Here is a 26,009-nt window from a genome sequence, read left to right on the forward strand (position 1 = left end):
CATGCACGTGCCCGTCCAGGCCATCGACCGCGAGATCTGGCGCGACGGCGTCGCGTCCGAAGGGACACGGCTGATCCCCGAGGAGACGCCGCTGGCGCTGACCTATAATGGCGGCACCTATGCCGTCATGATGGGGACGCCGCAGAACCTCGAGGATTTCGCCGTCGGCTTCAGCCTGGACGAAGGCGTCATCAAGTCGGTCGACGACATCAAGTCGCTCGAGGTGGTTCGCCTCGATGACGGCATCGAGCTCAGGATGTGGCTGGCACCGGAAGATGCGGCACTCATCAGCGAGCGCCGCCGCCACGTCGCGGGTCCCACCGGCTGCGGCATCTGCGGCATCGAGTCCATTGCCGAGGCGGTGCGACCCGCGGCGGTCGTGCCGCAGGGGCAGACCTTCACGCCGGAAGACATCATGGCGGCGATGCAGGCGATCGCACCGCTGCAATCGATCAATCTGCAGACCCGCGCCGTTCACGCCGCTGCGTTCTGGTCTCCTAGCGGCAACATCGTCGCCCTGCGCGAAGACGTCGGCCGCCACAATGCGCTGGACAAGCTCGCCGGCGCGTTGGCGCGCAGCCGCACCGATGCAAGTGGCGGCATGGTGCTGCTGACCAGCCGTGTCTCGGTCGAGATGGTGCAGAAGACCGCCGCGATCGGCGCGCCGGTGATGGTCGCGGTGTCCGCGCCGACCGCGCTCGCGGTGCGCACGGCGGAAGCCGCGGGCATCACGCTGATCGCCATTGCCCGCCAGGACGGGTTCGAAGTGTTCTCGCATGGTGGCCGGATTGTCGCCCGCCATGCCACGGAGGTTGCCGATGTCGCCTGACCGCCTGATCTACATGGCCAACCAGATCGGCAAGTTCTTCAAAAGCCAGGGCCATGACAAGGCCGTGCCGGGGATCGCCGAGCACATCAAGAAGTTCTGGGATCCCCGGATGAAGCGCGCGATCTTCGCCCATCTCGATGCCGGCGGCGTGGGCCTGGAGCCGAACGTGCGCGAAGCCATCACCGCGTTGAAGCAGACGACGACCCTTCCAGCAGCGCCCTGAACACGCGCCGCACCTCGCCCTGCGTTTCCTTCACACGGGCCTCCAGCGACGAGAAGTCCGGCGCATCGCCGGCGCGCGCCATGACGCGCTGCAGATCCGTGCCGGCGGTTTCCGGCTTGAAGCGGTCGCTGACGCACAGCCGCAGGATCTGCGTCAGATCGTGATAGAGCCGCGCCGCGGCGCGCAGGATCTCGGTCTCCGATTGTCCGAGCACGCCGAGCCTGCAGGCATTGTCCAGCACCTGCAACGTGCTGACGTCGAGGATCTCGGGCTTGTCGTGGGCATGCACGAGCTGAAGATATTGCGCAATGAAGTCGATGTCGATCATGCCGCCGGCGGCATATTTGAGATCCCAATAATCGGTCTCGCCCTTCTCCTGGCCGATCGCACTGCGCATGTCGGCGACGTCATTGGCGATGACCGCGCGATCGCGGCGGCGGGTCAGGACATCGCGGATGACGCGCTCGATGCGTTCCCGGAATGCAGGCGAAGCCGACACCACGCGCGCGCGCGTCAGCGCCATGTGCTCCCAGGTCCAGGCCTCGTTGGCCTGGTAGTCTGCGAAGGAGGCGAGGCTCGAGGCCACCGGACCGGCGCGGCCCGAGGGACGGAGCCGCACGTCGATCTCGTAGAGCACGCCGTAATTGGTGCGGGTCGTGAAGGCGCTGATCAGGCGCTGGGTGAAGCGGGCGAAATAATGCGCGCCTTGCAACGACTTCGTCCCATCCGAGTCCGGGTTCTCGCTGTCGAAATCGTAGAGCAGGATCAGGTCGAGATCTGACGATGCCGTCATCTCGCGGCTGCCGAGCCGGCCCATCGCGATGATCGCGGTCTCCTGGCCCTTGATCCGGCCGTGCTGCGCGGCAAAGCGGTCGGCAACAAGACCATGCACGGTGTGGACGATACCTTCGGCGACATCGGCAAAGGCGGTGCTCGCCTGCTGCGCCGAGACGGTGCCGGACAGGATGCGCGTGCCGATCAGGAACAGGCTCTCCTGCCCGAACAGGCGCAGGCGATCGAGGAACTCCTCGTACGAGGCGGCGTCCTGCACGGTGGCGGCGAGCCGTCCCGACAGTTCCTGCCTGTCGGGCATCGCGCCGAAGAAGCGCGGATCGATCAGGCCGTCCATGAGCTGCGGCTGCCGCGCCAGCATCTCGCCGAGCCGCGGCGCAGCTCCCAGCACCAGTGCCACCAGCGCGACGAGATCGCGGTTCTGCCCGAGCAGCGTGATCAGCCGGCCGCCGCGCTGGAGCGCCCCGAGGAACTGATCGAACGCGACGACGGCGCGGTCCGGCTCCTCGCCATGCGCGAGACCGTCGATCAGGGCCGGCACGAACTCGATGAAAGCGCTGCGTGTCGCCTCATTGCGGAACACGCGATAGTCGCCGGTGATCCAGTCGCGCACGGTTTGCGCCACGGCGGCGGGCTTCTTGAAGCCGAGCGTCGTCAGGTGCTGGAGCAGGCGCGGGTCGTCGGGGCCGGCACTGTAGTCGAGAGCCGGCAGGCCAGCCGTGCCGGTCGGGTCATCGCCCTCGAACAGTTTTTCGTAGTGGCCCTGGACGATCTCGAGCTGCCGCAGCAGGTCGTGGGCAAAGGCCTCGCGATCGGGATAGCCGAAGAAGCGCGCAAAGCGCTCGACGGCATCCTTGTCGTCGGGCAGCGCATGGGTCTGCTCGTCCGCGATCATCTGGAGGCGATGCTCGACCCGGCGCAGGAATTCATAGGCCGTGGTCAGCTCGTCACGCGCCGCGAAGGTGATCCAGTTGCTGCTCGCAAGCACGTCGAGCGCGCTAAGCGTCGGCCGTACCCGTAATTCCGGATGGCGGCCGCCGGCGATCAGCTGCTGGGTCTGCGCGAAGAACTCGATCTCGCGAATGCCGCCGCGGCCGACCTTGACGTTGTGGCCCTCGACCGCGACCTCGCTCTGGCCGCGATAGGTCTGCATCTGCCGCTTCATGTCGTGGACATCGGCAAGCGCGGCAAAATCGAGGTGCTTGCGCCAGACGAACGGCGCGATCTCGGCGAGCAGCGCCTCGCCTGCCCTGGCATCGCCGGCACAGGCGCGCGCCTTGATCATCGCGGCGCGCTCCCAGGTGCGCCCTTCCCGCTCGTAATAATGCAGCGCGGCGTCGCGCGAGATTGCCACCTGCGTCGAGGATGGATCAGGACGCAGCCGCAGATCGACGCGGAAAACGTAGCCGTCATAAGTGCGCTGCTGCAGGATGCGCGCCATGCCCTGCGTCACGCGGACAAAGAACGGCTGCGGCTCGATATCGGGCGCGAGCGTCGTCGCATCGGGATCGAAGAACACGATGAGATCGATGTCGCTGGAATAGTTCAGCTCGCCTGCGCCCATCTTGCCCATCGCGAGTACGATCAGGCCGCAGCCCTCTTCCGGTGCCTCCGGATTGGGCGGCACGATCTTTCCACGTGCGGCTTCCTGCCGCAGCTGATACTGCAGCGCCGCCTGCACCGAGGAGACTGCGACGTCGGTGAGCGCCGCCGTCACCCGCATCACCGGCCAGACCCCGCCGATGTCGCACAGCGCGGTTAGCAGCGCGGCCTCAGCCTTCATGCGGCGAAGCAGTCGCATCACCTCGGCCTCGTCGGGCGCCGCGAACACCGCGCCCCTTGTCTCAGCGATCAGTGCGGCGAGATGCGTATCCGGATCGCATTCGAGCAGCCGGATCAGGCGCAGCGAATCGGCGCGCACCAGATCGAACAGATAGGGCGAGAATTCCGCGATGCCGGCCAAAATATTCCGGGCGAAGGGATGAACCAGCAACGCTCCGAGACGGGCCGATTGTGCCGGCTCGAGCTCGGCCAGCCAGTTTTCAAGTCGGCGTTCGTCGGTTGTGGAAGCGACAATATGGGGAGCCTCCGCGAAGCGTGCGGCCAGACTCTCACCATGCTTGTCCGCGTTTCCCGGCGCGGAGTGGTTCATGCCACCTTCTGTGGCACATCCGGTATTGGCGGAGCAACCCTGTCGCCCGCGCCCGTGCGCGCCGGCAGCACCAGCGTGGCGACGAGGCCCGGATGGGCATCGCCAAGCCGCAGTTCTCCGCCATGCAGCGTCGCAACAGCCGAGGCGAGGCTGAGGCCGAGGCCGGACCCCGGCAGCGTGCGGCTCGCCTCGAGCCGGACGAATCGCTCGACGGCATGCTTGCGGTCGGCTTCAGGAATGCCGGGGCCGCGATCAGTGACGCTGAGCAGCACCTGGTCACCCTCGCGCTTCGCCTCGATGGTGATCTGCCGCGCGTCCATGCTGACAACGGTTCCGCCGGCCTGCGCGACCGGCTTGCCGTATTTGATGGCATTCTCGACCAGATTGGCGAGCGCCTGACTGATCAGTTCGCGATTGCCGTGAACCGGCGTCGGATCGGCCTTGACCTTCAAGGTCATGCCGTCGTCCTCGGCGAGCGGCTCGTAGAGCTCGTGGATGCCGCCCGCGACGTCGGCGGCATCGAAATCATCCATGTTGCCCCGCGCCTGTCCGGACTCGGCCCGCGCGATCATCAGCAATGCGTTGAAGGTGCGGATCAGCCCGTCGGATTCCTCGATGGTCCGCTCCAGCGCAGCACGGTAATCGGCCTCGCAGCCCGATTTCGCCAGCGCCTCCTCGGCGCGGTTGCGCAGGCGCGTCAGCGGCGTCTTGAGATCGTGGGCGATGTTGTCGGAGACTTCCTTCAGCCCCGCCATCAAGGCCTCGATCCGCTCCAGCATGGCGTTGAGGTTTTCGGCGAGGCGATCGAGCTCGTCGCCGCTGCGCCCCACGGGCAGGCGCCCGCTGAGATCGCCGGTCATGATGCGCTGCGCGGTGCCGGTCATCGCGTCGATGCGCCTCAGCACCCTGCGTGCCACGAAGATGCCGCCGCCGAGGCCGAGCACGACGACGATCAGGATCGACCATTGCGCCGCCTTGGCGACGATGCCGAACAGGCGACGCCGCTCGGCGAGATCGCGGCCGATCAGCAGCCGGAAGCCGTTTTCGAGTTCGGTGACGCGCACCAGTGCGCGATGATCGCGGTCGTCGGCGTCCTCGATGCGCCGGTAGGCGGTCTCGGACCAGCCGCGGCTCGCCATCACGCCGGGCGCGAGCGAGCCGACATTGCCGGCAATCGCCTGCCCGGTCGGCGTGGTCACGAGGTAGAGGTTGGCGCCCGGCCGCAGCGCGCGGTACTCGATCGTCCGCACGAGGCCGACCAAGCCGCGGCGATCATAGATTTCGTTGATCTCCGAAGTCTCGGCATTCACCGTCTGCGTGATTTCCTCGGTGATCAGCCGCCGCGTGTTCCAGGCGAAATAGCCGAGCAGCGAGGCCGCGAACATCGCGAACAGCAGCAGATAGACCAGCGTGAGCCGGAAGGCCGTGGTGCGGACGAGTTTACCGAATGCCGTCACGGATCATTTACGGCACTGGCAGAACGGTAAATTCAAAACCATTTTCCTTGCCGTCCTCTCAGGGGTGGTCCTTTTGGCAAGCGGCCACAATGCCTTATCGAGCTATCGCGGACCGCACCGTCTTGTCATGATAAAGGCAGAAGCGGCCCTCCTCTACTTAATTCTGTGCAATCTCGCGGGCTCCCAGGGTGTGTTTCCGGAGTTCGAGCAGACCTTGGGACGGCGGATTGCTTGATCTTCCGTTTTTGACCGTTCGCGGGCGTCCATTGATGTAGATCAAGCAGACCGCGGCGCTTCGCCTCTTGGCTGGCTCGTCCACTGTCCAATCTCCGCCCTTGAAGGAAATCGGGAAAATATTCCGCAGCTGGAAAGCAACATGACATCCGCCAGGATCATTTGCTCGCCGCTGCAGGGATAACCAGGAGGAAGATTATGACGAAGCATCTGTCATCTCTGGCTGCGGTCTTGTCGGGTCTGATTTTCATGGTCCCGACATCGGTGCCGAGCGCGGCTCAATCAATTTCTGCCGACGAGGCACAGGCCATCGCTGCAGAAGCGTATGTCTACTTCTATCCGCTCGTGACGATGGACGTGACACGCAAGCAGCTCATCAATTCCGATCCCAAATCCGGCGGAATAGGCGGCCCGCCCAACACGTTCGACAATATCCAGGCCTACCCGACCGCGGACATGAGGGCGGTGGTGCGGCCCAATTTCGACACGTTGTATTCGAGCGCCTGGCTGGACCTGACGCAGGAGCCCTTGGTGGTTTCGGTTCCTGATACCGGTGGTCGCTACTACCTGCTGCCGATGCTCGACATGTGGTCCGATGTGTTTGCATCGCCGGGAATGCGCACGACAGGCACCCAAGCGGCCAATTTCCTGGTCGTGCCGCCGGGCTGGAATGGAGACGTGCCGGCGGGCTTCACGCGCATCAATGCGCCGACACCCCATGTCTGGGTCATTGGTCGCACCAAGACTGATGGACCCGCCGACTATGCCGCCGTTCACGAGGTGCAGAAGGGCTACAAGATCACGCCGCTGTCTGGATGGGGCAAGCCTCCGGTCGCGGTAACGCAAACCATCGATCCCAGCGTCGACGTCAAAACGCCGCCGAAGAAGCAAGTCGACACGATGGCGGGCGATAAATTCTTCGCCTATGCCGCGGAGCTGCTCAAGGTCAACCCGCCACACATCACCGATGAGCCGATCATCGCGCGCATGAAGCGGATCGGTTTCGAGCAGGGCAAGAGCTTCGACATGGCCAAGGTTGACGCAACGGTTCGGAAAGCCATCGACGATGCGCCGGCGCAGGCGCAAAAGCTGATGGCCTGGAAAGTTCCGACATTGGCGCGCGTCGCAAACAACTGGTCCATGAACACGGACACGATGGGAGTTTACGGCAACTACTACCTGAAGCGCGCGATTGTCGCCCAGCTCGGCCTCGGTGCCAATCTGCCGGAGGATGCGATCTACCCGAACAGCATTGGCGATCAAAGCGGAAAGCCGCTCGACGGCGCAAACAAATACATCATCCGCTTTACCAAGGACGAACTGCCACCGGTCGAGGCATTCTGGTCAATCACCCTGTATGACGACGAAGGCTTTCAGGTCGCCAATCCGATCAATCGCTTTGCGGTGAGCAGCTGGATGCCATTCAAGCGTGACGCCGACGGCTCGCTGACGCTCCATTTCCAGAATGAAAATCCCGGCAGCGATCGTGAAGCCAACTGGCTGCCCGCACCTAAAGGTCCGTTCAACCTCACCATGCGTCTCTATGCGCCGAAGTCGGAGGCGCTGACCGGCGTGTGGAATCCCCCGGCCATCCACCGGAGCGACAGCGACACCGTTGGCCGGAAGTGACGATAGCCGCCGACGCGGCAAGGTCTAGTTAGCGGACCTTGGAGGCGCCGACGTCTCTACCGAATGCCGTCGCGGATCATGTAGCCGGCGCCGCGGATCGTGTGCAGCAGCGGCCGATCGAAGCCCTTGTCGATCTTGGAGCGCAGCCGCGAAATGTGCACGTCGATCACGTTGGTCTGCGGATCGAAATGATAGTCCCAGACGTTCTCCAGGAGCATGGTGCGCGTCACCACCTGGCCGGCATGCTTCATGAGGTATTCGAGCAGGCGGAATTCGCGCGGCTGCAGCGTCAGCTCGTCCTTGCCGCGGGCGACGCGATGGGAGAGCCGGTCGAGCTCGAGATCGCCGACGCGATAGAGCGTGTCCTCGGCGGGGCCGCCGCGGCGGCGCGACAGCACCTCGACGCGGGCGAGCAGCTCGGCGAAGGAATAGGGCTTTGGCAGATAGTCGTCGCCACCGGCGCGCAGGCCCTTGATGCGGTCGTCGACCTGTCCCAGCGCGGAGAGGATCAGCACCGGCGTCACGTTGTCCTTGTCGCGCAGCGCGCCGATCAGCGACAGGCCGTCGCGCTTGGGCAGCATGCGGTCGACCACCAGAACGTCATAGTCGCCGTTCTCGGCCATGACGAGGCCTTCCTCGCCGTCCGCGGCGTGATCGGCAATGTGTCCGACCTCGCGAAACGCCTTCACGAGGTAATCGGCGGATTCGCGATCGTCTTCAATGATGAGGAGGCGCATCGTGCGTTCGGCGGCGGTCAAGGGGGTCAACCTTCTCTAAACATGGCGCGAGCGGCAATCGCATGCAAGCCGAGCGGGAGAGTGTCGAAGCGAGAAAAAGGCGGGCGGTGAAGCTGGGGGGACCTCACCGCCCTATGCCTTCCGACGGAGGGGGGCGTAATTCCACCGGAAGGTAGGCTGGGGAAGCGAAATTTACGCTGCTCCCCCGAAGGGCGCCGACGGCGGGGGCGACTGATGCCGGCGACACCCTTCATCACTTGAGTTTCCTGGGCCTCCTGAGGCTTACCCCTTGGCGATGGGGATCGCGACGAAGCGCGACTGGCCGCCGCTCTTCACGCGCATCAGGACGCTGTTCTTGTTGTCGGTCCGCGCCGCGTTGATGGCGTCGCGGACTTCGCCGGCAGTGGCCACGCTCTTGCCGCCGACTTCGAGAATCACGTCGCCTTCCTTGAAGCCGCGTTCGGCCGCAGCGCTCTTCGGATCGACTTCGGTAACCACGACGCCTTCCTTGCCGGCGCCGGCCACGGAGTTCGCAGGGGCAACGGTCATGCCGAGCTTCGGCACGTCAGTGCCCTTGCTCGCACCCTTGCCGCTGTCCTTGTCGAGGTCGGCCTTGGCCTCGACCGTATTCGGCAGCTGGCCGAGCGTCATGTTCACGACCTTGTCCTGGCCCTTGTGCAGCACGTTGAGCTTCACGGTCGCGCCGGGCGCCATGCCGCCGATGGTGCGGGCGAGCTCGCGGGCGTCCTTGACGGATTCACCGTTGACCGCGGTGATCACGTCGCCGGATTCGATGCCGGCCTTCGCCGCCGGACCGTTGGCCTGCGGTTCCGCCACCAGCGCGCCTTCGGCCTTCTTCATGCCGAGGCTGTCGGCGATATCGGACGTCACGGGCTGGATCTGAACGCCGATCCAGCCGCGGCTGACCGAGCCCTTGTCCTTGAGCTGGGCCACCACGCTCTTGACGGTGTTGGCCGGGATCGAGAACGCGATGCCGACGCTGCCGCCGGAGGGCGAGTAGATCGCGGTGTTGACGCCCATCACCTCGCCGTTGGTGTCGAAGGCCGGACCGCCGGAATTGCCCTTGTTCACGGGCGCGTCGATCTGGATGAAATCGTCATAGGGGCCATTTCCGATGTCGCGGCCGCTGGCCGAGACGATGCCGGCGGTCACGGTGCCGCCGAGACCGAAGGGATTGCCGACCGCGAGCACCCAGTCGCCGATCCGCGGCTTGGCGTCGGCGAGCTTGGCGAACGGGAAGTTCGAGCCACCCTCGACCTTGATCAGCGCGAGGTCGGTGCGCTGGTCGGTGCCGATCACCTTGGCGGTGTAGGTCTTGCCGTCGTCGGTGGTGACCTCGACCTTGTCGGCGCCGTCGACCACGTGGTTGTTGGTCACGGCAAAGCCGTCAGCCGAGATGAAAAAGCCGGAGCCCTGGCCCTGCACGACGCGGCCACGGCCGCCACCCTTCAGACCGGGAATGCCGTCCTGACCGCCGAAGCGGCGGAAGAAGCGCTCCATCGGCGAGCCCGGCTGGAACGGCGACTGTGCGTCGTCGCCGTCATCGTTGCTCGCGGTCTTCTCCTTGATGTTGACCTTCACCGAGATCACCGACGGCTTCACGCGCTCGACGATGTCGGCGAAACCGACCGGACGTTCGACCTTGCGGACCTCGTTGTTGACCTGCGCATGCGCCGGGCTCGAGATCAGGTCGGCCGGCGACACCGACGGGCTGAAGCCATAGACGGCAGCGCCGAGGCCGGCGACCACCGAGGCCATCAGCGCGAGCTTGCGCGCGGAGAACACCGACCGGCGCGGCTGCCGGTAGGACGGAAGGTTCGAGAGGTCGATACGGTCGTTCATGCAGGGATCTCCAGGGCCTTGAATTCGTTTTGGTGCCGGATGTCGGGCACCTTGCGAACCTGAAGATGGGGACTCCCGCCTTACCGTGCGCTGGCGGTGGGGTTAAACTTTTGTAATGATGCCGCGCTACGGATGCGGCAGTTTAGCGCAGGCCGAAAATCGTGCCCCTACAGGAACTTAGTCGAGTTCCCGCGACGGGCACCGAGTGAGATTTTGGCTGGCCTTAGCTGGCCCGGACGCTGACGATGAACGCGTCGACTTCGCGCTTCAACGTCTCGGCCTGCTGCGACAGATCGACGGCGGAATCCCGCGCCTCGGCCGCCATGCGCCCGGTCTCCGCCGAGGTCGAGGTGATCTGGGCGATGTGATTGGAGACGTCCAGGGTTCCCTGTGCGGCGTCCTGTGCGCTGCGGGTGATGTCCTGCGTGGCGGTGCGCTGCTGGGCGGTGTCGACCTCGATGCCGGACATGATCGAAGAGATCTCCGACAGCGTCTTCGAGATGCCGTCGATCGCGTCGCGTGTCTCCGCGGTGATGCCCTGGATGCTGGCGACATGGGAGGTGATCTCCTCCGTCGCCTTGCTGGTCTGGTGCGCCAGATTCTTCACTTCAGAGGCCACCACGGCAAAGCCCTTGCCGGCTTCGCCCGCTCGCGCCGCCTCGATGGTGGCGTTGAGCGCAAGCAGATTGGTCTGCGAGGCGATCGCCTGCACGAGCTGCACGACCTCGCCGATCTTGTCGGCGGCGTCCGACAGCGTGTGAATGGTGTCGCGGCTCTTCTCGGCCTGGCTTGCCGCGCCTTCGGCGCGCTGGGTCGCATCGGTGACGCGGCGGCTGATCGTGCCGATCGAATTCGTCATCTCCTCGGCCGAGCCCGCAACCGCCTGCACGCTGGCGCTGGCCTGGCTCGCGCCGCTCGCCACCGCATTGGCCTTGGTGCTGGTGTCGTTGGCCGTCCGCGACAGCGTCTCGGCGTTGCGCTTCAGATGCACGGCGGACGAGGCCACGCTGTCGACCACGCTGGCGACGAGATCGTTGAAGCGCTTGATCCGCGCGTCCAGGAATTTCGAGCGCTCGGCCTGGTGCTGCGCCTCCTGTAACTGCTGCTCGGTGAGGCGGCGCCGCTCCAGCCCATTGGTCTTGAAGACCTCGAGTGCGCCGGCGAGCAGCCCGATTTCATTGGTGCCGCCGAGCCCCGGCACTGACGTCTCGAACTTCTGGTCGGCGACCTCGCGCATGGCATGCACGATCGCCGCCAGCGGATTGAGGATACCGTTGCGCACGGCGAACCAGGTGGTGAGGCAGATCGCGAAAGCGACCACCGCGATCACGCCGCAGGCGATCAGGAAATATGAGAACGCGGTCTGCGCCTGCTGGTAGATCTGCATCGCATGATCACGCGCAGGGCCGCTCAATGCGGCAAAATCCGACGACAGGCTGGTGATCTCGTTGTTGAGATAGAGCACCGCGACGAAGCCGGTGCCGCCGCCGATGCCCAGCAGGAACAATAGTGCAGCGACGACGGCACCGACCAGGAAGCGGATCGTCAGATTGCTGTTCGCGAACATGGCAGGACTCAGAGGCTGGAATCGAATCTCGCGACAAGCTTCCAGACAAAGGTCAATAGAGGATGAAACGCTCAGCGCCCGACAGGTTACGTATCATTACGTAGGTCAGGGCGTCTTCGCGTCTTCGCATCATCGGACATCAGGGCGGCGAGCCGCGCCTCTTCCTCCGCAGTGAGTGGCGGAGCTGGTACGTCTGCACCGCTCCGCGCGCGACGACGGATTTGCAGCCACAACGCCGTGCCGCCGCCCATCAGCAGCAGCGGCGCGAGCAGCCACAGCAGCAGGGTCTGCCGCTCGAAGCGGGGCTTGAGCAGCACGAACTCGCCGTAGCGCGCGACCAGAAAGTCGAGCACCTGCGAATTGCTGTCGCCGGCCGCGATGCGCTCGCGCACCAGGAGGCGCAGGTCGCGCGCCAGCGGCGCATCGGAATCGTCGATCGACTGGTTCTGGCAGACCATGCAGCGCAGCTCGCGCGACAATTCGCGCGCGCGCCCCTCCTTCACGGGATCCGACATGATCTCGTCGGGCTGCACGGCGTACGCCGCAGGCGAAGCCAGCAGCATCAGCGCGACGAACGCGGCCATCATCCGGCGCATCAAAATCACTCCGCCGGTTGCAGGCGCTGCTTGGCCCGCGCCGGCTTCGGCGCGCCGACCCGCAGACGCCGGTCGGACAGCGACAGCACGCCGCCGAACGCCATCAGCACCGGCCCCCACCAGATCAGCAGCACCAGCGGCTTGTGATAGATGCGCACGGCAATGGCACCCTCGGCGGTGGCATCGCCCAGCGAAATGTAGAGCTGGCTCGCGCCGCGCGTCAGCAGCGCAGCCTCGGTGGTCGAAGAGCCGCGCGTCGTAAAACTGCGCTTGGACGGGGTCATGACGCTCAGCGTCTCGCCGTCGCGGCTGACGTTGAACTCGGCGATCATCTCGCGATAGTTCGGGCCCTGGCGCTGGAACAGTCCGTCGAGCTTCACGTCGTAGCCGGCGATATGGGCGACCTCGTTCTGCTTCATGGTCGCGATATATTCGCTGTTCCAGGTGGTTTCGCAGACGATCCCGATCAGCGCGACGCCGAGGCCGGCATGCGCGAACGCCGTGCCCCAGGCCGAACGCGGCAGGCCGCGCGCCCGGTGCAGCACCGTGGCGAACGGCAGCCGAACGAGCCCGGTCCGTTCGACGAGATCGGTGACGGCGCCGGCGATGACGAAGACGCCAAGTCCGATCGCGAGCGGCGCCAGCGTGGCGCCGCCACTCGCCCAGCCCCAAGCGATCGCTACAGCGACGAGCCCGGCAAGGCCGGCCGCGAGCAGCCGCTGCGTCACGCCGAGCAGATCGCCGCGCTTCCACGCCAGCATCGGACCGAACGGCACGGCGAGCAGCAGCAGAGCAAACAGCGGAGCGAAGGTGAGGTTGTAGAAGGGCGCGCCGACCGACATCTTGAAGTCGGCGAGCATCTCCATCGCCAGCGGATAGAGCGTGCCGAACAGCACCACCGCGCAGGCGACCGTGAGCAGCAGATTGTTCAGCACCAGCGCGCCCTCACGCGAGATCGGCGCGAACAGGCCGCCCTGCTTCAGCGACGTTGCCCGGCCCGCGAACAGCGACAGGCTGCCGCCGATGAACAGGCAGAGGATCAAGAGGATGAACACACCGCGCGTGGGATCGGTGGCGAAGGCGTGCACGGAGGTGATGACGCCGGAGCGGACCAGGAAGGTGCCGAGCAACGACAGCGAGAAGGTCAGGATCGAGAGCAGGATGGTCCAGACCTTCAGCGCGTTGCGCTTCTCCATCACCAGCGCCGAATGCAATAGCGCCGTGCCGGCGAGCCAGGGCATCAGCGAGGCATTCTCGACCGGATCCCAGAACCACCAGCCGCCCCAGCCGAGCTCGTAATAGGCCCAGTAGGAGCCCATGGCGATGCCGAGCGTCAGGAAGATCCAGGCGACCAGCGTCCACGGCCGCACCCAGCGCGCCCAGGCCGCGTCGATCCGGCCCTCCATCAGCGCCGCGATGGCGAAGGAGAACGAGATCGAGAAGCTGACATAGCCGAGATAGAGCATCGGCGGATGCACGGCGAGGCCGATGTCCTGAAGCACCGGATTGAGATCGCGTCCCTCGATCGGCGGATTGGCGATGCGCAGGAACGGGTTCGAGGTCACCAGGATGAAGAGATAGAAGGCGCTGGCGATCCAGGCCTGCACGGCGAGCACATGCGCGCGCAGCGACAGCGGCAGGTTATTGCCGAACGCTGCGACCAATCCACCGAACAGCGCCAGGATCGACACCCACAGCAGCATCGAGCCTTCATGGTTTCCCCACACGCCGGTGATCTTGTAGAGCAGCGGCTTCATGGAGTGGGAATTCTCGTAGACATTGGCGACCGAGAAGTCCGAATTCACGTGCAGCATCACCAGCGCCACGAACGAGGCGCCGACGAACAAGAGCTGCGCCAGCGCGGTGGAACGCGCTACGTTCATCAGCGCGGCATCGCGCAGGCGCGCGCCGATCAGCGGTACGATGGACTGGATCAGCGCAAGGCCAAGCGCCAGCACCAGCGCGTAATGTCCTGATTCCGCGATCAACGCACTGCTCCCTGCGGATTGCCCTGCGCGGTCGTTGCCGCCGGCGCGGCACCACCGGAGGCCTGGGCGCCATAGTCGTCCTTCCAGTGTCCCTGCTTCTTCAGGGCATCGGCGACGTCCTTGGGCATGTAGGTTTCATCATGCTTGGCGAGCACGGTGTCGGCCTTGAACACACCGTTGGCGTCGAGCGCGCCTTCGGCGACGACGCCCTGCCCTTCCCGGAACAGGTCGGGCAGGATGCCCTTGTAGGCGACCGGCAGCTTCGCGCCGCCGTCGGCAACCTCGAAGGTCACTGCGAGATTGTCGCCGCGCTGGAGCGAGCCGGGCTGCACCAGGCCGCCGAGACGAAACCGCTTGCCGGGTGCGACGTGCTTCTCGGCGACCATGGTCGGGGTCGAGAAGAACACGATGGAGTCGCGCAATGCGTTGAGCACCAGCGCGGCCGCGAGCGCGAGCACGGCGAGCGAGCCGCCGATGATGGTCATACGTCGCTGCTTGCGCGTCATGGCGTATCCGTTCTCCGCTCGTCTCGTCCCGAAATCATCATCCGTCGAGCCCGAGAGTCTTGAGGCCTTCGTTGAGCTGGCGGAGCCGCTCGGCATCCTTGGCGACCGCCTGACGGGCGTCGGTCGACGCGCCCATCGCCTTGTCACGATCACCCATCACGAGATAAGCGCGCACCAGGCGCAGCCAGCCCTCGACGTCGTCGCCGTTCTGCTTCAAGCGCGTCGCAAGACGCTCGACCATGCCGCGCACCATCGCGTTGCGATCGCCTTCGGCCATGTCCTTGGACGCCGCGATGGTCTCGTCCGACAGCGGCATCGTGCCGCCACCGCCGACCCGCGCCAGCGAGGATTGCACCAGCGGCCGCCACGGTGCATCCGCCGGAGCCTTGGCCAGCAGCGCACGCCAGATGTTGGCCGCATCGTCCTTGCGGCCATCCTGCTCGGCGGCGAGCCCGAGGAAGTAGTTCGCCTTGGGATCATCGGCGTCGAGCGCATGCGCACGCTCGAACTCGGTCTTGGCCTCGGCGGTCACGACGCCGCCGGCGGCGGCGGAGATCGCTTCGCCCAGATCGGAGCGGCGCTCTGCGCTCTCGCCATTGTAGGTGAGCGAGTTGCGATAGGCCCGCACCGCATCGTCGAAGCGGCCGAGCCGCTGCAGCACCGGCGCGAGCACGTTCCAGCCGCGTCCGTCGGTCGGGTTCTTTTCCAGATGTTGCTCGACCTGCACGACGAGATTCTCGAGCGATCGGGCCATGCCGGACCCGGCCCCGCGCTCCCGCTGCGCCAGCGGAAAGTCCTGAAGCCGGGGCGAGCCGAGCGGCATGTAGACGCCGATCGCGACCAGCGGCAGGCCAATGAGCGCCAGCACCGCTGCCGCGCGGCGCCATTTGAGGCTCGGCGCCGACTTGAGGTCCGGCGAGGACTCGCTTCCGGCCGCGGCGAGCAGCCTGCGGCTGATCTCGACGCGCGCCGCCTCGGCTTCGGGGGCCGCGATCAAGCCTGCGGCAAGATCACGCTCGATCTCGGCCAGCTGATCCTTGTAGACCGCGACCTCACCGGCCTGATTTTGGCTGCCCTGATCCTGCGCGCGTCCACTGCGGCCGAGCGGCCAGAGCACGGCGAAAATCGCCGCGACCGTCATCAGCGCGAACACGAACCATAACGTCATCTGGCAAGCTTCCGGCAGCGCGCCACCCGCGCCCATAGGTGGCTTTACACCACGGCCGGACGATGCGGCAATTGACAATTGTCAATTCGGCGCGACCGCGCTCTGTCCTGAAACGGTCAATATCCCAACAGTTTAGCCGATCTCGAAGTCGGCACTCCGAGCGGCATCCTCGCCATGACCGTTGAAGGCCTTCAGGAAATATGTTCCCGGCGGAATCGCATCCGGCAACCTGATGCGCACCGCCCCGACCGGAACCGGAGAAGCAACCCTGGTCGCTGTCTCAGGCAGTTGCCGGCCGCTCGCCTTCTCGACGAGCACGACCTTCGCCCCGACCATCAGCCTTTGATATTTGGCGACAATGACCCGGTTCTCGATCTCGATGGAGCTGATAATGGATTTCATGCGCCCACAGGTAGAAATTCCAAAAGCTTGCGCAGCGACCGTAGGGCCCGTCACCGGCAGCGTCAACCACAAATTGTGATCACGAAAATATGCGCCTGAATCAGCTCGCGCGCGACGATTTGCGCTCGCCGGTTGCAGCGTTCTCCGCAGCGCGACTCATCAGCGAGGCATAGTCATCGCCGAACAGCACCTGGCAGAAGCGAATCGCCGCCTGCACCTGCTGCTGGCGATAGGTGCGGACCTTGTGATCGGCCGCGCGCAGCGACTGCACCAGCTGCTCGGTCGAACGTTCGACATATTGCTGCAGGTCGGAATAGGTGCGCAGCGTCACCTCGTTGATCGCAAGCTCGCTCGCATAGTTGCGGCAGGTCGCGACGAAATCGATCAGCGCCGCGGTTTCCTCCACCTCGGTGCTGTCGATCCGCGCGCCCGGCGGAATGTCCTTCTCTGGCCGCTGGCGCAGGATGCGGCGCACGCGGCCGGGAACGCTGTCGATCTCCGATTGCAGCGCATTGGAGATGTCGGCCCGGATCGAGGTCAGCTGCTTGCCCCAGACGGAATCGTTGCGCAGGTCGAGCTCGGTGCGCAGGCCGCGCACGCCATCATGCAGCGCCTTGAGGTTGTCTGCGACATTGTCGAAATGGCCGCGCTTGATGTCCGTGCGCAGGATCGCCGCGACGCAGGACAAATCGTGCAGGGCGATCGTGACGGCGACGCCATAAGGCGTTGCCGCGACGCGGATCTCGTCGTCGGAGGCGGCGATCTTGATGGCGAGGCGGATGATCTGCCACGGCGCGGTCATGCGCTGCACGACGATCGACAGCGCGAAGGGCAGCATCTGCGGCGTCTGCAGGACCGGAATGTTGAGCGCCGACGTCACCGAGGCGACCTGGGGATCGCCGAAGGCGCGCAGGGTGCGCGGCAGCTTCTCGTTCAGTGTGGCGATGGCCTCGCGGACCCCAAGCACCGCTCCGATCGAATAGAGGTCCTCGATCACGTTGGGCGGGCCGACCCGGGCGAGCGCGCGCGACTTGTCGCCGCCACCGGGACCGGTCAGCACGAAGATCGCGTCCGCGGCGACCGTCTGCAGCTTCTGCGCGAGAGCCTCGACCTGCCCCCCACTGTCAGCCGGCATGCGTGCCAGCGCCGCCTCGAATTCGTTCAGCTTGTCCGGTGCGCCGTCGCGGCCGAGCCATTGCCAGATCGGCTGCAGCGAGGAGCGCCGGATCTGGCCGACCCGGATCGGGGCGCCTGCCTCGACCAGGAACGGTTCCAGCGCCTGGAACAGCAGCCGCGACAGATCGTCGGTCCGCGGCGGCGGGGCTTCGTCGGCTTCGGTTTTGCGGACGATCTTGCGCAGTTGCTCGAGCACGAGGGTGGCCACGGCCGTGTCCTGGCCGCGCTCGAGCGCGCGCTCGAACTCCCGCATCAGCAGCGCCTGCGACTGCGGCGGGAGCTGCGCGAGATATTCCCTCAGCCGCTCGATCGATGTCTGGCTCATGCGCCCGGGTAATGCACGGTAAAATGGCAGACGTGGGATGCGTCCGGGCGCGATCATAGGTGGCTGCGCCTTAAGAAGCCGTTGAGGACGTTGGCTCCAACACCGCCGTTTTGTTCCGGATCGGCGCCCGGCAGACCAAATAACCCCTTGGGAACAGAGGATTATATTCCCGGAAGCACCAGCTCGGCCCGCAAGCCCCCGGTCGGCGCCCCGCCGAGGGAGAGGCTGCCGCCATAGAGCGCGGCGAGATCGGTCACGATCGATAGCCCCAGCCCCGAACCGGGCTTGGATTCGTCGAGCCGCTGGCCGCGCCGGGAGACCTGGGCCCGCTCCGCCTCCGACAGGCCGCGGCCGTCGTCATCGACGATGATCCGCAGCCGCGGCCCCGCGCCCGCCTGCTGCGGCGCCTCGACCAGCACCTCGATGAAGACGCGGGAGGCCGCCCATTTGCAGGCATTGTCGACGAGGTTGCCGACCATCTCCTCCAGATCCTGCCGCTCGCCGCGGAATTTGCCCGACGGATCGGCCTTGGCCTCGACCACGATGTCGCGGTCGCGGTGGATCTTCTCCATCGTCCGCCGCAGCGCCTCGATCGCAGGCGCAACCTCCGTCACGGTCGCGACCACCGAGACGCGCGCCGCGATGCGCGCACGCTCCAGGTGATGGGCGACCTGGTCACGCATCACGTCCGCCTGCTCCATCACCTTGGCCGCGAACGGCTCCGCGGCGTGGGCGCCGGCCTCGTTGACGATGACCGACAGCGGCGTCTTGATCGCGTGGGCGAGATTGCCGACATGGGTTCGCGCGCGCTCGACGATCTCGCGATTGGCTTCGATCAGCGCATTGGTCTCGCGTGCCAGCGGCGCAATCTCGACCGGGAATTCGCCCTCGAGCCGCTCGGCCCGCCCCGAGCGGATGTCGGCGATCGATTCCGAGATGCGCTTGAGCGGCGCGAGGCCGAAGCGAACCTGGAACACCGTGGTCAGGAGCAGCACGATGCCGAGCGCGGTGAACGTGCCGCCGAGATAGTAATCGAAGCTCCGCGTCTCGTCGAAGATCTCGGTGTCGTCACCGGCGACGCTGACCAGATATTTGCCGTCGGCGCCGAGATCCACCGGCCGCTCCACCATCCGCAAATTCTGCCCTTCGGGCCCGTCGACATAGCCGAGCCGGATGCCGGCGGCGGTGAGCTCGGCGCCCTGCTCCTCCAGCTTCGGCAGCTTCTTGTCCCAGAGCGAGCGCGAGGAGCGCACCTCCGGCTTCTCGGTGTCGGTGCGTGTGATCTGCCAGTACCAGCCGGACAGCGGCAGCTCGAACAGCGGCTCGCCAAGCGACTGAAACTGGCGGTCCGGCGGCTCGTCCGGGGTGGCGACTTCGGCGATGAGGGTGCGCAGATAGAGATTGAGCCGGCGGTCGAAAGCGCGCTCGGTGGCGTTCTTGTAGACCGACGACAGCACCACGCCGGTGATGGCCAGGATCACCACGAGCCACGCGGTCGCCGACAGGAACAGGCGATTGGCAAGTGAGCTAGCGGCCATCGGAAGCGTCCCCGCAGGCGCAGGATATCAGGGCGTCGGAGGTCATCACCGGACCAAGGGCCCTGTTCGGCCTCCCGTCAAGCCCGGGAAGGCCTCAGGCGCCGGGCGCAGGCGGCGGGGTCAGGAGATAACCGAGGCCGCGGACGGTCTGGATGATGTCGACGTCGAGCTTCTTGCGGATGCGGCCGACGAACACCTCGATCGTATTCGAGTCGCGGTCAAAATCCTGGTCATAGAGATGCTCGACCAGCTCGGTGCGGGAGACGACGCGGCCGGAATGGTGCATCAGGTAGGCCAGAAGCCGATATTCGTGCGACGTCATCTTGACGGGATTGCCCGACACGCTGACCCGGCCAGTCCTTGTGTCGAGGGTAACGGGGCCGCAGCTCAGCTCGCTCTGGGCATGACCGGTGGAGCGGCGCAGCAGCGCGCGGATGCGGGCCAGCACCTCCTCGAGATGGAACGGCTTCGGGACATAGTCGTCGGCGCCGGCGTCGAAGCCCTGCACCTTGTCGCTCCAGCGGTCACGTGCGGTCAGGATCAGGACCGGCATGGTGCGGCCGTTGCGGCGCCAGGCCTCCAGCACCGAGATGCCGTCCTTCTTCGGCAGGCCGATGTCGAGCACGACGGCATCGTACGGCTCGTTGTCGCCGAGATAGTGCCCCTCCTCCCCGTCGAAAGCGCGGTCGACGACATAGCCGGCGTCCGTCAGCGCTTTCGTGAGCTGGCGATTGAGATCGGGGTCGTCCTCAACAACGAGCAGGCGCACGCTTCTCTCCAGAAATAGACCGCATGAACACCGCTCCAGATGAGCAATTCCGGCGTGAACTGAATATGAACGCCGGGAACCGCCGACGTTACTTTTTGGTCATATACGACTTGTTGTCCACCAACGTGACTGCGCCCGCCAGTCAACCGGACGAGCCGGCGGCCTGGCGGGCGCAATGTGCCGCGTTGCGCGGCGATTAGGAAGGGCCCGGAGCGTTCCGGTCGGGGCCGTCAGGTCCGGAAGAACACGAACCAGATGACGGCGAGGATCAGGATCGCCAGCCCGGTCGAGATGGCGAGCAACGCCGCCACCGAAGGGCCGGGCTCGCCCTGACGCGCCTCAGTCGGAGTTTCGACGATCTGGCGCTGCTCTCGCGTGGTTGCCATGATGCCCTCAATCTCTGGATGCTGCCCCGGTGGCCGCGACCTCCTCGCAGCCTTGTGTCCTGAGCCAACGCCCGATCCGATATGATGTTCCGGCTTTTGCCGTCCGATCGGGCAGCAACCACGCGCGCGACGACCGGTTAACGCAGTTGCAAGATTCCGCACCGAGCCGTGTATGATTCGGTGTTCCCCGATGGTATTCTCGTAGGTCTGTCCTCTGTTGCGTTTGGAGTAGCCCATGGCCCCCCGCGCCAATTGGAAGGGTTTTCTGCGTTTGTCGCTCGTGACCTGCCCGGTCGCGCTCTATCCGGCCACTTCAGATACCGAGAAGGTCTCGTTCAGCCAGATCAACCGCAAGACCGGTCACCGGATCAAGTACCTCAAGGTCGACGCCGAGACCGGTGACGAGGTCACGTCCGAGGACATCGTCAAGGGCTACAAGGTCGACACCGACACCTATATCGAGGTCACCAAGGACGAGCTCGACGACATCGCGCTCGACTCCACCCACACGATCGAGATCGACGAGTTCGTGCCGAGGACCGACATCGACAGCCGCTACCTGATCCGCCCCTACTACCTCGTGCCGGACGGCAAGGTCGGCCACGACGCCTTTGCGGTGATCCGCGAGACCATCCGCAGCATGGACAAGGTCGCGATCGGCCGCGTGGTGCTGACCAACCGCGAGCACATCATCGCGCTGGAGCCGCTCGAGAGCGGCCTGATGGGCACGCTGCTGCGCTACCCCTACGAGGTGCGCAGCGAGAAGGAATATTTCGACGACATCCAGGACGTGAAGCTGACCAAGGACATGCTCGACCTTGCCAAGCACATCGTGGAGAAGAAGTCCGGCGCGTTCGAGCCCGAGCTGTTCGAGGATCACTACGAGACCGCGCTGATCGATCTCATCAACAAGAAGCGCAGCGGCATGCCCATCACCGCGAAGGCGGCGCCGAAGACGGGCGGCAACGTCATCAACCTGATGGACGCGCTGAAGAAGAGCCTCGCGAGCGAGAAGGAAGCGGCGCCTGTGGCGAGGGTCGCCAAGGAGGCCGTCAAGGGCAAGAAGCCGAAGAAGCGCGTCGAGGGCCAGCGCGAGATGCTGCTGCCAATCGCCGGCAAGGGCGGCAAGGACGCCGCGGCCAAGGCGGCTCCCAAGGACACCCAGAAGAAGGCCGAGAAGCCGGTGCGCGCACCGGCGCGGGCCAAGAAGGCCAGCTAGCAGCACCAGACCTGTCGATCGCGCCGTGATGTCCCTCCCCTCCGGTCGGCCGGCCTGACATGCCCTGGTCGGCGGCGTTCGACGATCCGATTCCGCTCTCCAATGGGCGCAGGCTGCGGACGCTGCAGGAAGCGGCCGACCACATCATGCAGCTGCCCGAGGATGCGCAGCACGCCAGCCACTGGCAGACCGCGATCGAGACTCTGATCAACGCGGCCGAAACGGGCGGCGGCTGGATGATGTTCGCCCGCATCGCGATGCTGCGGGCACTGAACGCGGACGCACGCCGCAAATAGCCTCAACAATCCGTTAAGCCGCGCCGCTCTTTCCGGCAGGCTTGCGCGCCGCCACGTATTCCTACGGAAGACAAAATTAACCGTCGATTCCCGTTGCGCAGGACAAGGTCGCGCCGTCGATGGAAGCAGGGTTTGCGCGTGGTGCAGCAACCGGACGCCAGCAAGAACTATATCGGCCTCGTGAACGACACGACCGAGGACAAGCGCCTTGCCGACAGCGCGGCGCGGTCGCAGCCGCGCGTCATGGGCAATCTGATCGGGCGCCTCGCAGCCGCGCTGAGACGCCCAGGCAAGGCCGCGTCCGGATGCGCTGTCAAATCCTGAGACGGCGGCGACACGGGCGAATGCACCCGCATTAGGTGACGAAACCTTAAATCAAGGAAGGCAGTATATGAGGCCCGGGGTCGGGAGCATCCGACCTTGCGCTTTGGCGTGCGCGCGCCGCGAAAAACTTAGTGAATCAATTTACCATTCCGAAAACGGCACCAGCCTAAATTAGACGGATGAACAGGAGTTGACGATGGCTTTGCTCAGGTCCTTTCTTGCCGATGAAAGTGCAGCCACCGCTATCGAGTACTGCCTGATCGCCGCCGGCATCGCGCTCGCGATCGTCGCTGTCGTGAACAACACCGGCAGCGCGCTGCTGAACAACAAGTTCAATTCGATCGACGCAGCCACGAAGTAGTCGGCATACCCGTCGCTCCGATTTCTGCGATAGCGTCGGAGGCACGGCGCCTCCAAACTCGTCATCACGAGCGCAGCGAAGCAATCCAGAGTTCCTCTGCGGCAACAGTCTGGATTGCTTCGCTGCGCTCGCAATGACGGAGCAAGCTGCTCCGCCACCGCTTAGTTTCCGTATCCCGGACGCCTGCGTTCCTCGCGTTGCGGCGCAGAAGCTCTAGCGCTTCCCCCGATCTCCCCGCCTCCGAAGACGTCTCTTCGGCGCTCCGGTTCACGCGGCTGCGATCGGCTTCCCAAAAATCAAGCTGCCCTCAAGAGAAACAGGACCCGGTCCGAAGACTTCCTTCAAGCCGGAACTGCCGTCTCCGCCTACAGACGACGTCATTTGCCGCTCACCCGGCCATCGCGAGAACCCGTCGCGATACCGCCGCGGTCCGTTTCGGCGATCACGCAAGCGAGAAGCACACATGGCTGTCACAGCAAATTTTTCCGCCGAAATTCTCACCGTCCTTGGCAATGGCCTGAACAATACGATCGCACTCGGCCGCAATGCGGCCGGAACGATCGTCGTCAACGGCGGCGCAGTCGCGATCAAGGGCGGCCCCGCGACGGTCGCCAACACCAAGTTGATCCAGGCCTTCGGCCAGGACGGCAACGACATCATCACCATCGACGAGAGCAACGGCGCGATGCCTGCAGCGAACCTGTTCGGCGGCGCCGGCAACGATACGCTGACGGGCGGCTCCGCCGGCGACATGCTGTTCGGCCAGTCCGGCAACGACACGCTGCTCGGCAAGGGCGGCAACGACCTGCTGTTCGGCGGCTCCGGCAATGACGTGCTGGTCGGCGGCGACGGCAACGATCAGATGTTCGGTGAAGCCGGCGACGACCGCATGATCTGGAATCCCGGCGACGGCAGCGACCTGATGGAAGGCGGGGAAGGCATCGACACTGCCGGGGTGAACGGCGGCAACGGCAGCGAGACCTTCGCCATCACGGCCAATGGCACGCGCGTCCGCTTCGACCGGCTCGAGCCGGCGCCGTTCTCGCTGGACATCGGCACCACCGAAAACCTCGTGGTCCATGCCGGTGGCGGCGATGACCTCATCACCGCCACCGGAAATCTCGCCGCGCTCATCACGCTGACGCTCGACGGGGGCGCGGGCAATGACACGATCCACGGCGGCAATGGTGCGGACCGCCTGCTGGGCGGCGACGGCAACGATTTCATCGACGGCAACCAGGGCAACGACACCGCCCTGCTGGGCGCGGGCAACGATACCTTCCAGTGGGACCCCGGCGACGGCAGCGACAAGGTGGACGGTCAGGCCGGAACCGACACCCTGCTGTTCAACGGCTCGAACATCGGCGAGAATATCGCCATCTCCGCCGCCAGTGGCGGACGCGTGCTGCTGACCCGCGATGTCGGCAACATCACGATGGACCTCGACGGCATCGAGACCATCACGATCAACGCGCGCGGAGGCAGCGACAACATCGTCGTCAACAATCTCGCTGGAACCGACGTCAAGCAGGTCAATGTCGATCTCGGATCGGCCGGGACCGGCGACGGTGCGGCCGATACGGTGACGCTCGAGGGCACGGGCCGCGCCGATACGATCGAGGTGTCCGGCTCGGGCACATCGGTGTCGGTCACGGGATTGCCCGCCGCCCTCGCCGTCACCAATGCGGAAGGCGCGAGCGATGCACTCGTCGTCGAAGGCCTCGGCGGCAACGACACGATCTCGGCGGCCATGCTTGTCGCGGGCGTCGTGCACCTCACGATCGACGGCGGTGCCGGCAACGATACGATCACTGGCAGCGCAGGCAACGACACGCTGATCGGCGGCGACGGCAATGACTTCGTCGTCGGCGGCCGCGGCGATGATCTCGTGCAGCTCGGCGACGGCCGCGACGTGTTCCAGTGGAATCCGGGCGACGGCAGCGACACCGTCGACGGCGGTGCCGGTGTCGACACGCTGCGGTTCTTCGGCGCCAACATTGCCGAGAATATGGTCCTCGCGGCGAACGGCGATCACGCCCGGCTCGCGCGTGACGTCGGCAATATCACGATGGACCTGCACGGGGTCGAGCATGTCGATCTCCACGCGCTGGGCGGCGCCGACCATATCGCGGTGGGAGATCTGACCGGAACCGACGTGACGCAGGTGAACATCGACTTCGGCGGTTCGACTGGTACGCCCGACGGCGCTCTCGATACCGTCTCGGTCGACGCGACCCAGGGCGGTGACACGTTCGGCGTCTCCGGCAATGCCGGCGGCGTGACGGTGTTCGGCCTGCATACGACCACCAGCCTGAGCGGCATGGACGCAACCGACCAGCTGACGCTCAACGGCCTCGGCGGCGACGACGTCATCGACGCCAGCGGGCTTGCTGCCGGCGTGCTGCAGCTGACGATCAATGGCGGGCTCGGCAACGACACCATCCGCGGCAGCCAGGGCGATGACGTGATCAACGGCGGCGACGGCAACGACGTGGCGCTGATGGGCGCGGGCAACGACACCTTCGTCTGGAATCCGGGCGACGACAACGACACGGTCGAGGGTCAGGGCGGCGCCGACACGCTGCTGTTCAACGGCGCCAACATCGCCGAAACCATCAACATCTTCGCGAACGGCTCCCGTGCCGAGCTGACGCGGGACGTCGCCTCGATCACGATGGATACGCACGGCGTCGAGACGATCGCGTTCAATGCTCGCGGCGGCGCCGATACGATCAATGTCGGTGACATGAGCGGGACCGACGTGACGGAGGTCAAGATCGACCTCGGCGGTGTTCCCGGCAACCCGGGCGGCGATGGCGCGGCCGACAAGATCGTGATCAACGGCACCGGCGGCGACGACGTCATCACGCTTTCGCTCAACAGCAATGGCGCGCTGGTGATCGACGGTCTGGCAAGCCAGGTCGTGATCGAGAATTTCGACTTCAACGACACCATCACCATCAATGGCCTCGGCGGCGACGACGTGATCGAGGCATCAGGCGTCGGCCCCGGCGGGCCGCACCTCGTGTTCGACGGCGGTGCCGGCGACGACGTGCTCATCGGCAGCGCCGGCAACGACACGCTGCTCGGTGGGCTCGGCGACGACGTGCTGATCGGCGGCGGCGGAACCGACGTGCTGGATGGAGGTTCCGGCGACAACGTCGTGATCCAGTCGCTGCTGGCCCATGCGAGCTTCCACGCCGGCACGCTGGTCTGAGCCGGCGGTCGCGCTTCGCCCGGTTGCGGCGCGTCTTGTTTGCCGGGCAAAGGCAAGGAATCGTAGCTCGGATGGTGCGGAGCGCCATCCAGGCTACGACGCTTTGACGGCTGTGTGAGTCCTGATACTCTGCACCACGTCATGGCTCGGCGCGCCATGCAATCGATCGTTGAGCCAAGCTGCCGAGAGGATGCGGATGAGAAGCGTGACGCTCGTGGCTCTCAGCCTCATGTTTGTCGGCGCATGGTCGCACGA

The 26,009-nt window shown here is 65.6% G+C and carries 22 protein-coding genes; 8 read left to right on the forward strand and 14 right to left on the reverse strand.

What is annotated here, in order from left to right:
* The first annotated feature begins 1 nt into the window (after position 1).
* The gene (fdhD, locus tag N2603_RS30200) at positions 2-829 is read left to right on the forward strand and encodes a formate dehydrogenase accessory sulfurtransferase FdhD (RefSeq protein ID WP_018647776.1); all 828 of its coding nucleotides are present in this window, start codon (positions 2-4) and stop codon (positions 827-829) included.
* Positions 819-1,052: a formate dehydrogenase subunit delta gene (locus N2603_RS30205; RefSeq protein WP_260384994.1), complete on the forward strand. Its 234-nt coding sequence runs from the start codon at positions 819-821 to the stop codon at positions 1,050-1,052. The genes fdhD and N2603_RS30205 overlap by 11 nt, the downstream gene beginning before the upstream one ends.
* Here N2603_RS30205 and N2603_RS30210 read toward each other — a convergent pair.
* Together N2603_RS30210 and N2603_RS30215 are read right to left on the reverse strand one after the other, a co-directional pair.
* Complete coding sequence (locus N2603_RS30210) at positions 1,009-3,996, reverse strand: bifunctional [glutamine synthetase] adenylyltransferase/[glutamine synthetase]-adenylyl-L-tyrosine phosphorylase (protein WP_260384995.1); 2,988 nt, start codon at positions 3,994-3,996, stop codon at positions 1,009-1,011. The genes N2603_RS30205 and N2603_RS30210 overlap by 44 nt on opposite strands.
* On the reverse strand, positions 3,993-5,453 hold the full coding sequence (locus N2603_RS30215; RefSeq protein WP_018647779.1) for a sensor histidine kinase: 1,461 nt from the start codon (positions 5,451-5,453) through the stop codon (positions 3,993-3,995). The genes N2603_RS30210 and N2603_RS30215 overlap by 4 nt, the downstream gene beginning before the upstream one ends.
* 432 nt (positions 5,454-5,885) lie before the next feature.
* Here N2603_RS30215 and N2603_RS30220 point away from each other — a divergent pair, with 432 nt between their 5' ends.
* Entirely contained in the window at positions 5,886-7,316 is a 1,431-nt protein-coding gene (locus N2603_RS30220; RefSeq protein WP_260384996.1) for a DUF1254 domain-containing protein, read from the forward strand.
* A 56-nt stretch (positions 7,317-7,372) separates the two neighbouring features.
* Here the strand turns inward: N2603_RS30220 and N2603_RS30225 are convergent, their stop codons facing one another.
* From N2603_RS30225 to N2603_RS30280, 12 genes are all read right to left on the reverse strand, one after another.
* Positions 7,373-8,053, reverse strand: a complete 681-nt coding sequence (locus tag N2603_RS30225; RefSeq protein ID WP_260384997.1) for a response regulator transcription factor — start codon at positions 8,051-8,053, stop codon at positions 7,373-7,375.
* 282 nt (positions 8,054-8,335) lie between these two features.
* Entirely contained in the window at positions 8,336-9,916 is a 1,581-nt protein-coding gene (locus tag N2603_RS30230) for a Do family serine endopeptidase (protein ID WP_018647782.1), read from the reverse strand.
* A gap of 223 nt (positions 9,917-10,139) precedes the next feature.
* Positions 10,140-11,483 (reverse strand): methyl-accepting chemotaxis protein, encoded by a 1,344-nt coding sequence (locus tag N2603_RS30235; RefSeq protein ID WP_260384998.1) that lies wholly within the window; start codon positions 11,481-11,483, stop codon positions 10,140-10,142.
* Between the two features lie 86 nt (positions 11,484-11,569).
* Complete coding sequence (locus N2603_RS30240; RefSeq protein WP_260384999.1) at positions 11,570-12,079, reverse strand: cytochrome c-type biogenesis protein; 510 nt, start codon at positions 12,077-12,079, stop codon at positions 11,570-11,572.
* A gap of 5 nt (positions 12,080-12,084) precedes the next feature.
* Entirely contained in the window at positions 12,085-14,067 is a 1,983-nt protein-coding gene (locus N2603_RS30245; protein ID WP_260385000.1) for a heme lyase CcmF/NrfE family subunit, read from the reverse strand.
* Positions 14,064-14,573, reverse strand: a complete 510-nt coding sequence (gene ccmE / locus N2603_RS30250; protein WP_260385001.1) for a cytochrome c maturation protein CcmE — start codon at positions 14,571-14,573, stop codon at positions 14,064-14,066. Before ccmE ends, N2603_RS30245 begins: the two co-directional genes overlap by 4 nt.
* A 37-nt stretch (positions 14,574-14,610) precedes the next feature.
* Positions 14,611-15,741, reverse strand: a complete 1,131-nt coding sequence (gene ccmI / locus N2603_RS30255) for a c-type cytochrome biogenesis protein CcmI (protein WP_260385002.1) — start codon at positions 15,739-15,741, stop codon at positions 14,611-14,613.
* Between the two features lie 132 nt (positions 15,742-15,873).
* A complete protein-coding gene (locus tag N2603_RS30260; protein WP_026312775.1) occupies positions 15,874-16,143 on the reverse strand; it encodes a hypothetical protein in 270 nt (89 codons plus the stop codon).
* Between the two features lie 100 nt (positions 16,144-16,243).
* Positions 16,244-17,644 (reverse strand): hypothetical protein, encoded by a 1,401-nt coding sequence (locus tag N2603_RS30265; RefSeq protein ID WP_260385003.1) that lies wholly within the window; start codon positions 17,642-17,644, stop codon positions 16,244-16,246.
* Between the two features lie 161 nt (positions 17,645-17,805).
* On the reverse strand, positions 17,806-19,182 hold the full coding sequence (locus tag N2603_RS30270; protein ID WP_260385004.1) for a sensor histidine kinase: 1,377 nt from the start codon (positions 19,180-19,182) through the stop codon (positions 17,806-17,808).
* A gap of 94 nt (positions 19,183-19,276) precedes the next feature.
* The gene (locus N2603_RS30275) at positions 19,277-19,951 is read right to left on the reverse strand and encodes a response regulator transcription factor (protein ID WP_014496705.1); all 675 of its coding nucleotides are present in this window, start codon (positions 19,949-19,951) and stop codon (positions 19,277-19,279) included.
* A 230-nt stretch (positions 19,952-20,181) separates the two neighbouring features.
* Complete coding sequence (locus N2603_RS30280) at positions 20,182-20,337, reverse strand: hypothetical protein (RefSeq protein WP_018315820.1); 156 nt, start codon at positions 20,335-20,337, stop codon at positions 20,182-20,184.
* Between the two features lie 235 nt (positions 20,338-20,572).
* Between N2603_RS30280 and ku the strand changes: the two genes are divergently transcribed.
* The 5 genes from ku (at position 20,573) to N2603_RS30305 (ending at position 25,754) form a co-directional block, all read left to right on the forward strand.
* Positions 20,573-21,556, forward strand: a complete 984-nt coding sequence (gene ku / locus N2603_RS30285; protein WP_260385005.1) for a non-homologous end joining protein Ku — start codon at positions 20,573-20,575, stop codon at positions 21,554-21,556.
* A 59-nt stretch (positions 21,557-21,615) separates the two neighbouring features.
* A complete protein-coding gene (locus tag N2603_RS30290) occupies positions 21,616-21,852 on the forward strand; it encodes a hypothetical protein (protein WP_260385006.1) in 237 nt (78 codons plus the stop codon).
* A 138-nt stretch (positions 21,853-21,990) separates the two neighbouring features.
* Positions 21,991-22,176, forward strand: a complete 186-nt coding sequence (locus N2603_RS30295; protein WP_018647792.1) for a hypothetical protein — start codon at positions 21,991-21,993, stop codon at positions 22,174-22,176.
* Positions 22,177-22,372: 196 nt separating this feature from the next.
* The gene (locus tag N2603_RS30300) at positions 22,373-22,537 is read left to right on the forward strand and encodes a Flp family type IVb pilin (RefSeq protein WP_018647793.1); all 165 of its coding nucleotides are present in this window, start codon (positions 22,373-22,375) and stop codon (positions 22,535-22,537) included.
* A gap of 463 nt (positions 22,538-23,000) precedes the next feature.
* Complete coding sequence (locus tag N2603_RS30305; protein ID WP_260385007.1) at positions 23,001-25,754, forward strand: beta strand repeat-containing protein; 2,754 nt, start codon at positions 23,001-23,003, stop codon at positions 25,752-25,754.
* Positions 25,755-26,009: the final 255 nt, after the last annotated feature.

It is taken from the genome of Bradyrhizobium huanghuaihaiense, assembly GCF_025200885.1.
Classification (GTDB): Bacteria; Pseudomonadota; Alphaproteobacteria; order Rhizobiales; family Xanthobacteraceae; genus Bradyrhizobium; species Bradyrhizobium huanghuaihaiense.

Excerpts from the sequence above, each read along its gene's own strand:
- N2603_RS30225 (WP_260384997.1), bottom strand. The coding sequence starts at position 8,053 with ATGCGCCTCCTCATCATTGAAGACGATCGCGAATCCGCCGATTACCTC.
- N2603_RS30220 (WP_260384996.1), top strand. The coding sequence starts at position 5,886 with ATGACGAAGCATCTGTCATCTCTGGCTGCGGTCTTGTCGGGTCTGATT.
- N2603_RS30265 (WP_260385003.1), bottom strand. The coding sequence starts at position 17,644 with ATGAGCCAGACATCGATCGAGCGGCTGAGGGAATATCTCGCGCAGCTC.
- ccmI (WP_260385002.1), bottom strand. The coding sequence starts at position 15,741 with ATGACGTTATGGTTCGTGTTCGCGCTGATGACGGTCGCGGCGATTTTC.
- N2603_RS30290 (WP_260385006.1), top strand. The coding sequence starts at position 21,616 with ATGCCCTGGTCGGCGGCGTTCGACGATCCGATTCCGCTCTCCAATGGG.
- ku (WP_260385005.1), top strand. The coding sequence starts at position 20,573 with ATGGCCCCCCGCGCCAATTGGAAGGGTTTTCTGCGTTTGTCGCTCGTG.
- N2603_RS30235 (WP_260384998.1), bottom strand. The coding sequence starts at position 11,483 with ATGTTCGCGAACAGCAATCTGACGATCCGCTTCCTGGTCGGTGCCGTC.
- N2603_RS30205 (WP_260384994.1), top strand. The coding sequence starts at position 819 with ATGTCGCCTGACCGCCTGATCTACATGGCCAACCAGATCGGCAAGTTC.
- N2603_RS30210 (WP_260384995.1), bottom strand. The coding sequence starts at position 3,996 with ATGAACCACTCCGCGCCGGGAAACGCGGACAAGCATGGTGAGAGTCTG.
- N2603_RS30240 (WP_260384999.1), bottom strand. The coding sequence starts at position 12,079 with ATGCGCCGGATGATGGCCGCGTTCGTCGCGCTGATGCTGCTGGCTTCG.
- ccmE (WP_260385001.1), bottom strand. The coding sequence starts at position 14,573 with ATGACGCGCAAGCAGCGACGTATGACCATCATCGGCGGCTCGCTCGCC.
- N2603_RS30280 (WP_018315820.1), bottom strand. The coding sequence starts at position 20,337 with ATGGCAACCACGCGAGAGCAGCGCCAGATCGTCGAAACTCCGACTGAG.
- N2603_RS30230 (WP_018647782.1), bottom strand. The coding sequence starts at position 9,916 with ATGAACGACCGTATCGACCTCTCGAACCTTCCGTCCTACCGGCAGCCG.
- N2603_RS30300 (WP_018647793.1), top strand. The coding sequence starts at position 22,373 with ATGGCTTTGCTCAGGTCCTTTCTTGCCGATGAAAGTGCAGCCACCGCT.
- N2603_RS30270 (WP_260385004.1), bottom strand. The coding sequence starts at position 19,182 with ATGGCCGCTAGCTCACTTGCCAATCGCCTGTTCCTGTCGGCGACCGCG.
- fdhD (WP_018647776.1), top strand. The coding sequence starts at position 2 with ATGCACGTGCCCGTCCAGGCCATCGACCGCGAGATCTGGCGCGACGGC.
- N2603_RS30305 (WP_260385007.1), top strand. The coding sequence starts at position 23,001 with ATGGCTGTCACAGCAAATTTTTCCGCCGAAATTCTCACCGTCCTTGGC.
- N2603_RS30260 (WP_026312775.1), bottom strand. The coding sequence starts at position 16,143 with ATGAAATCCATTATCAGCTCCATCGAGATCGAGAACCGGGTCATTGTC.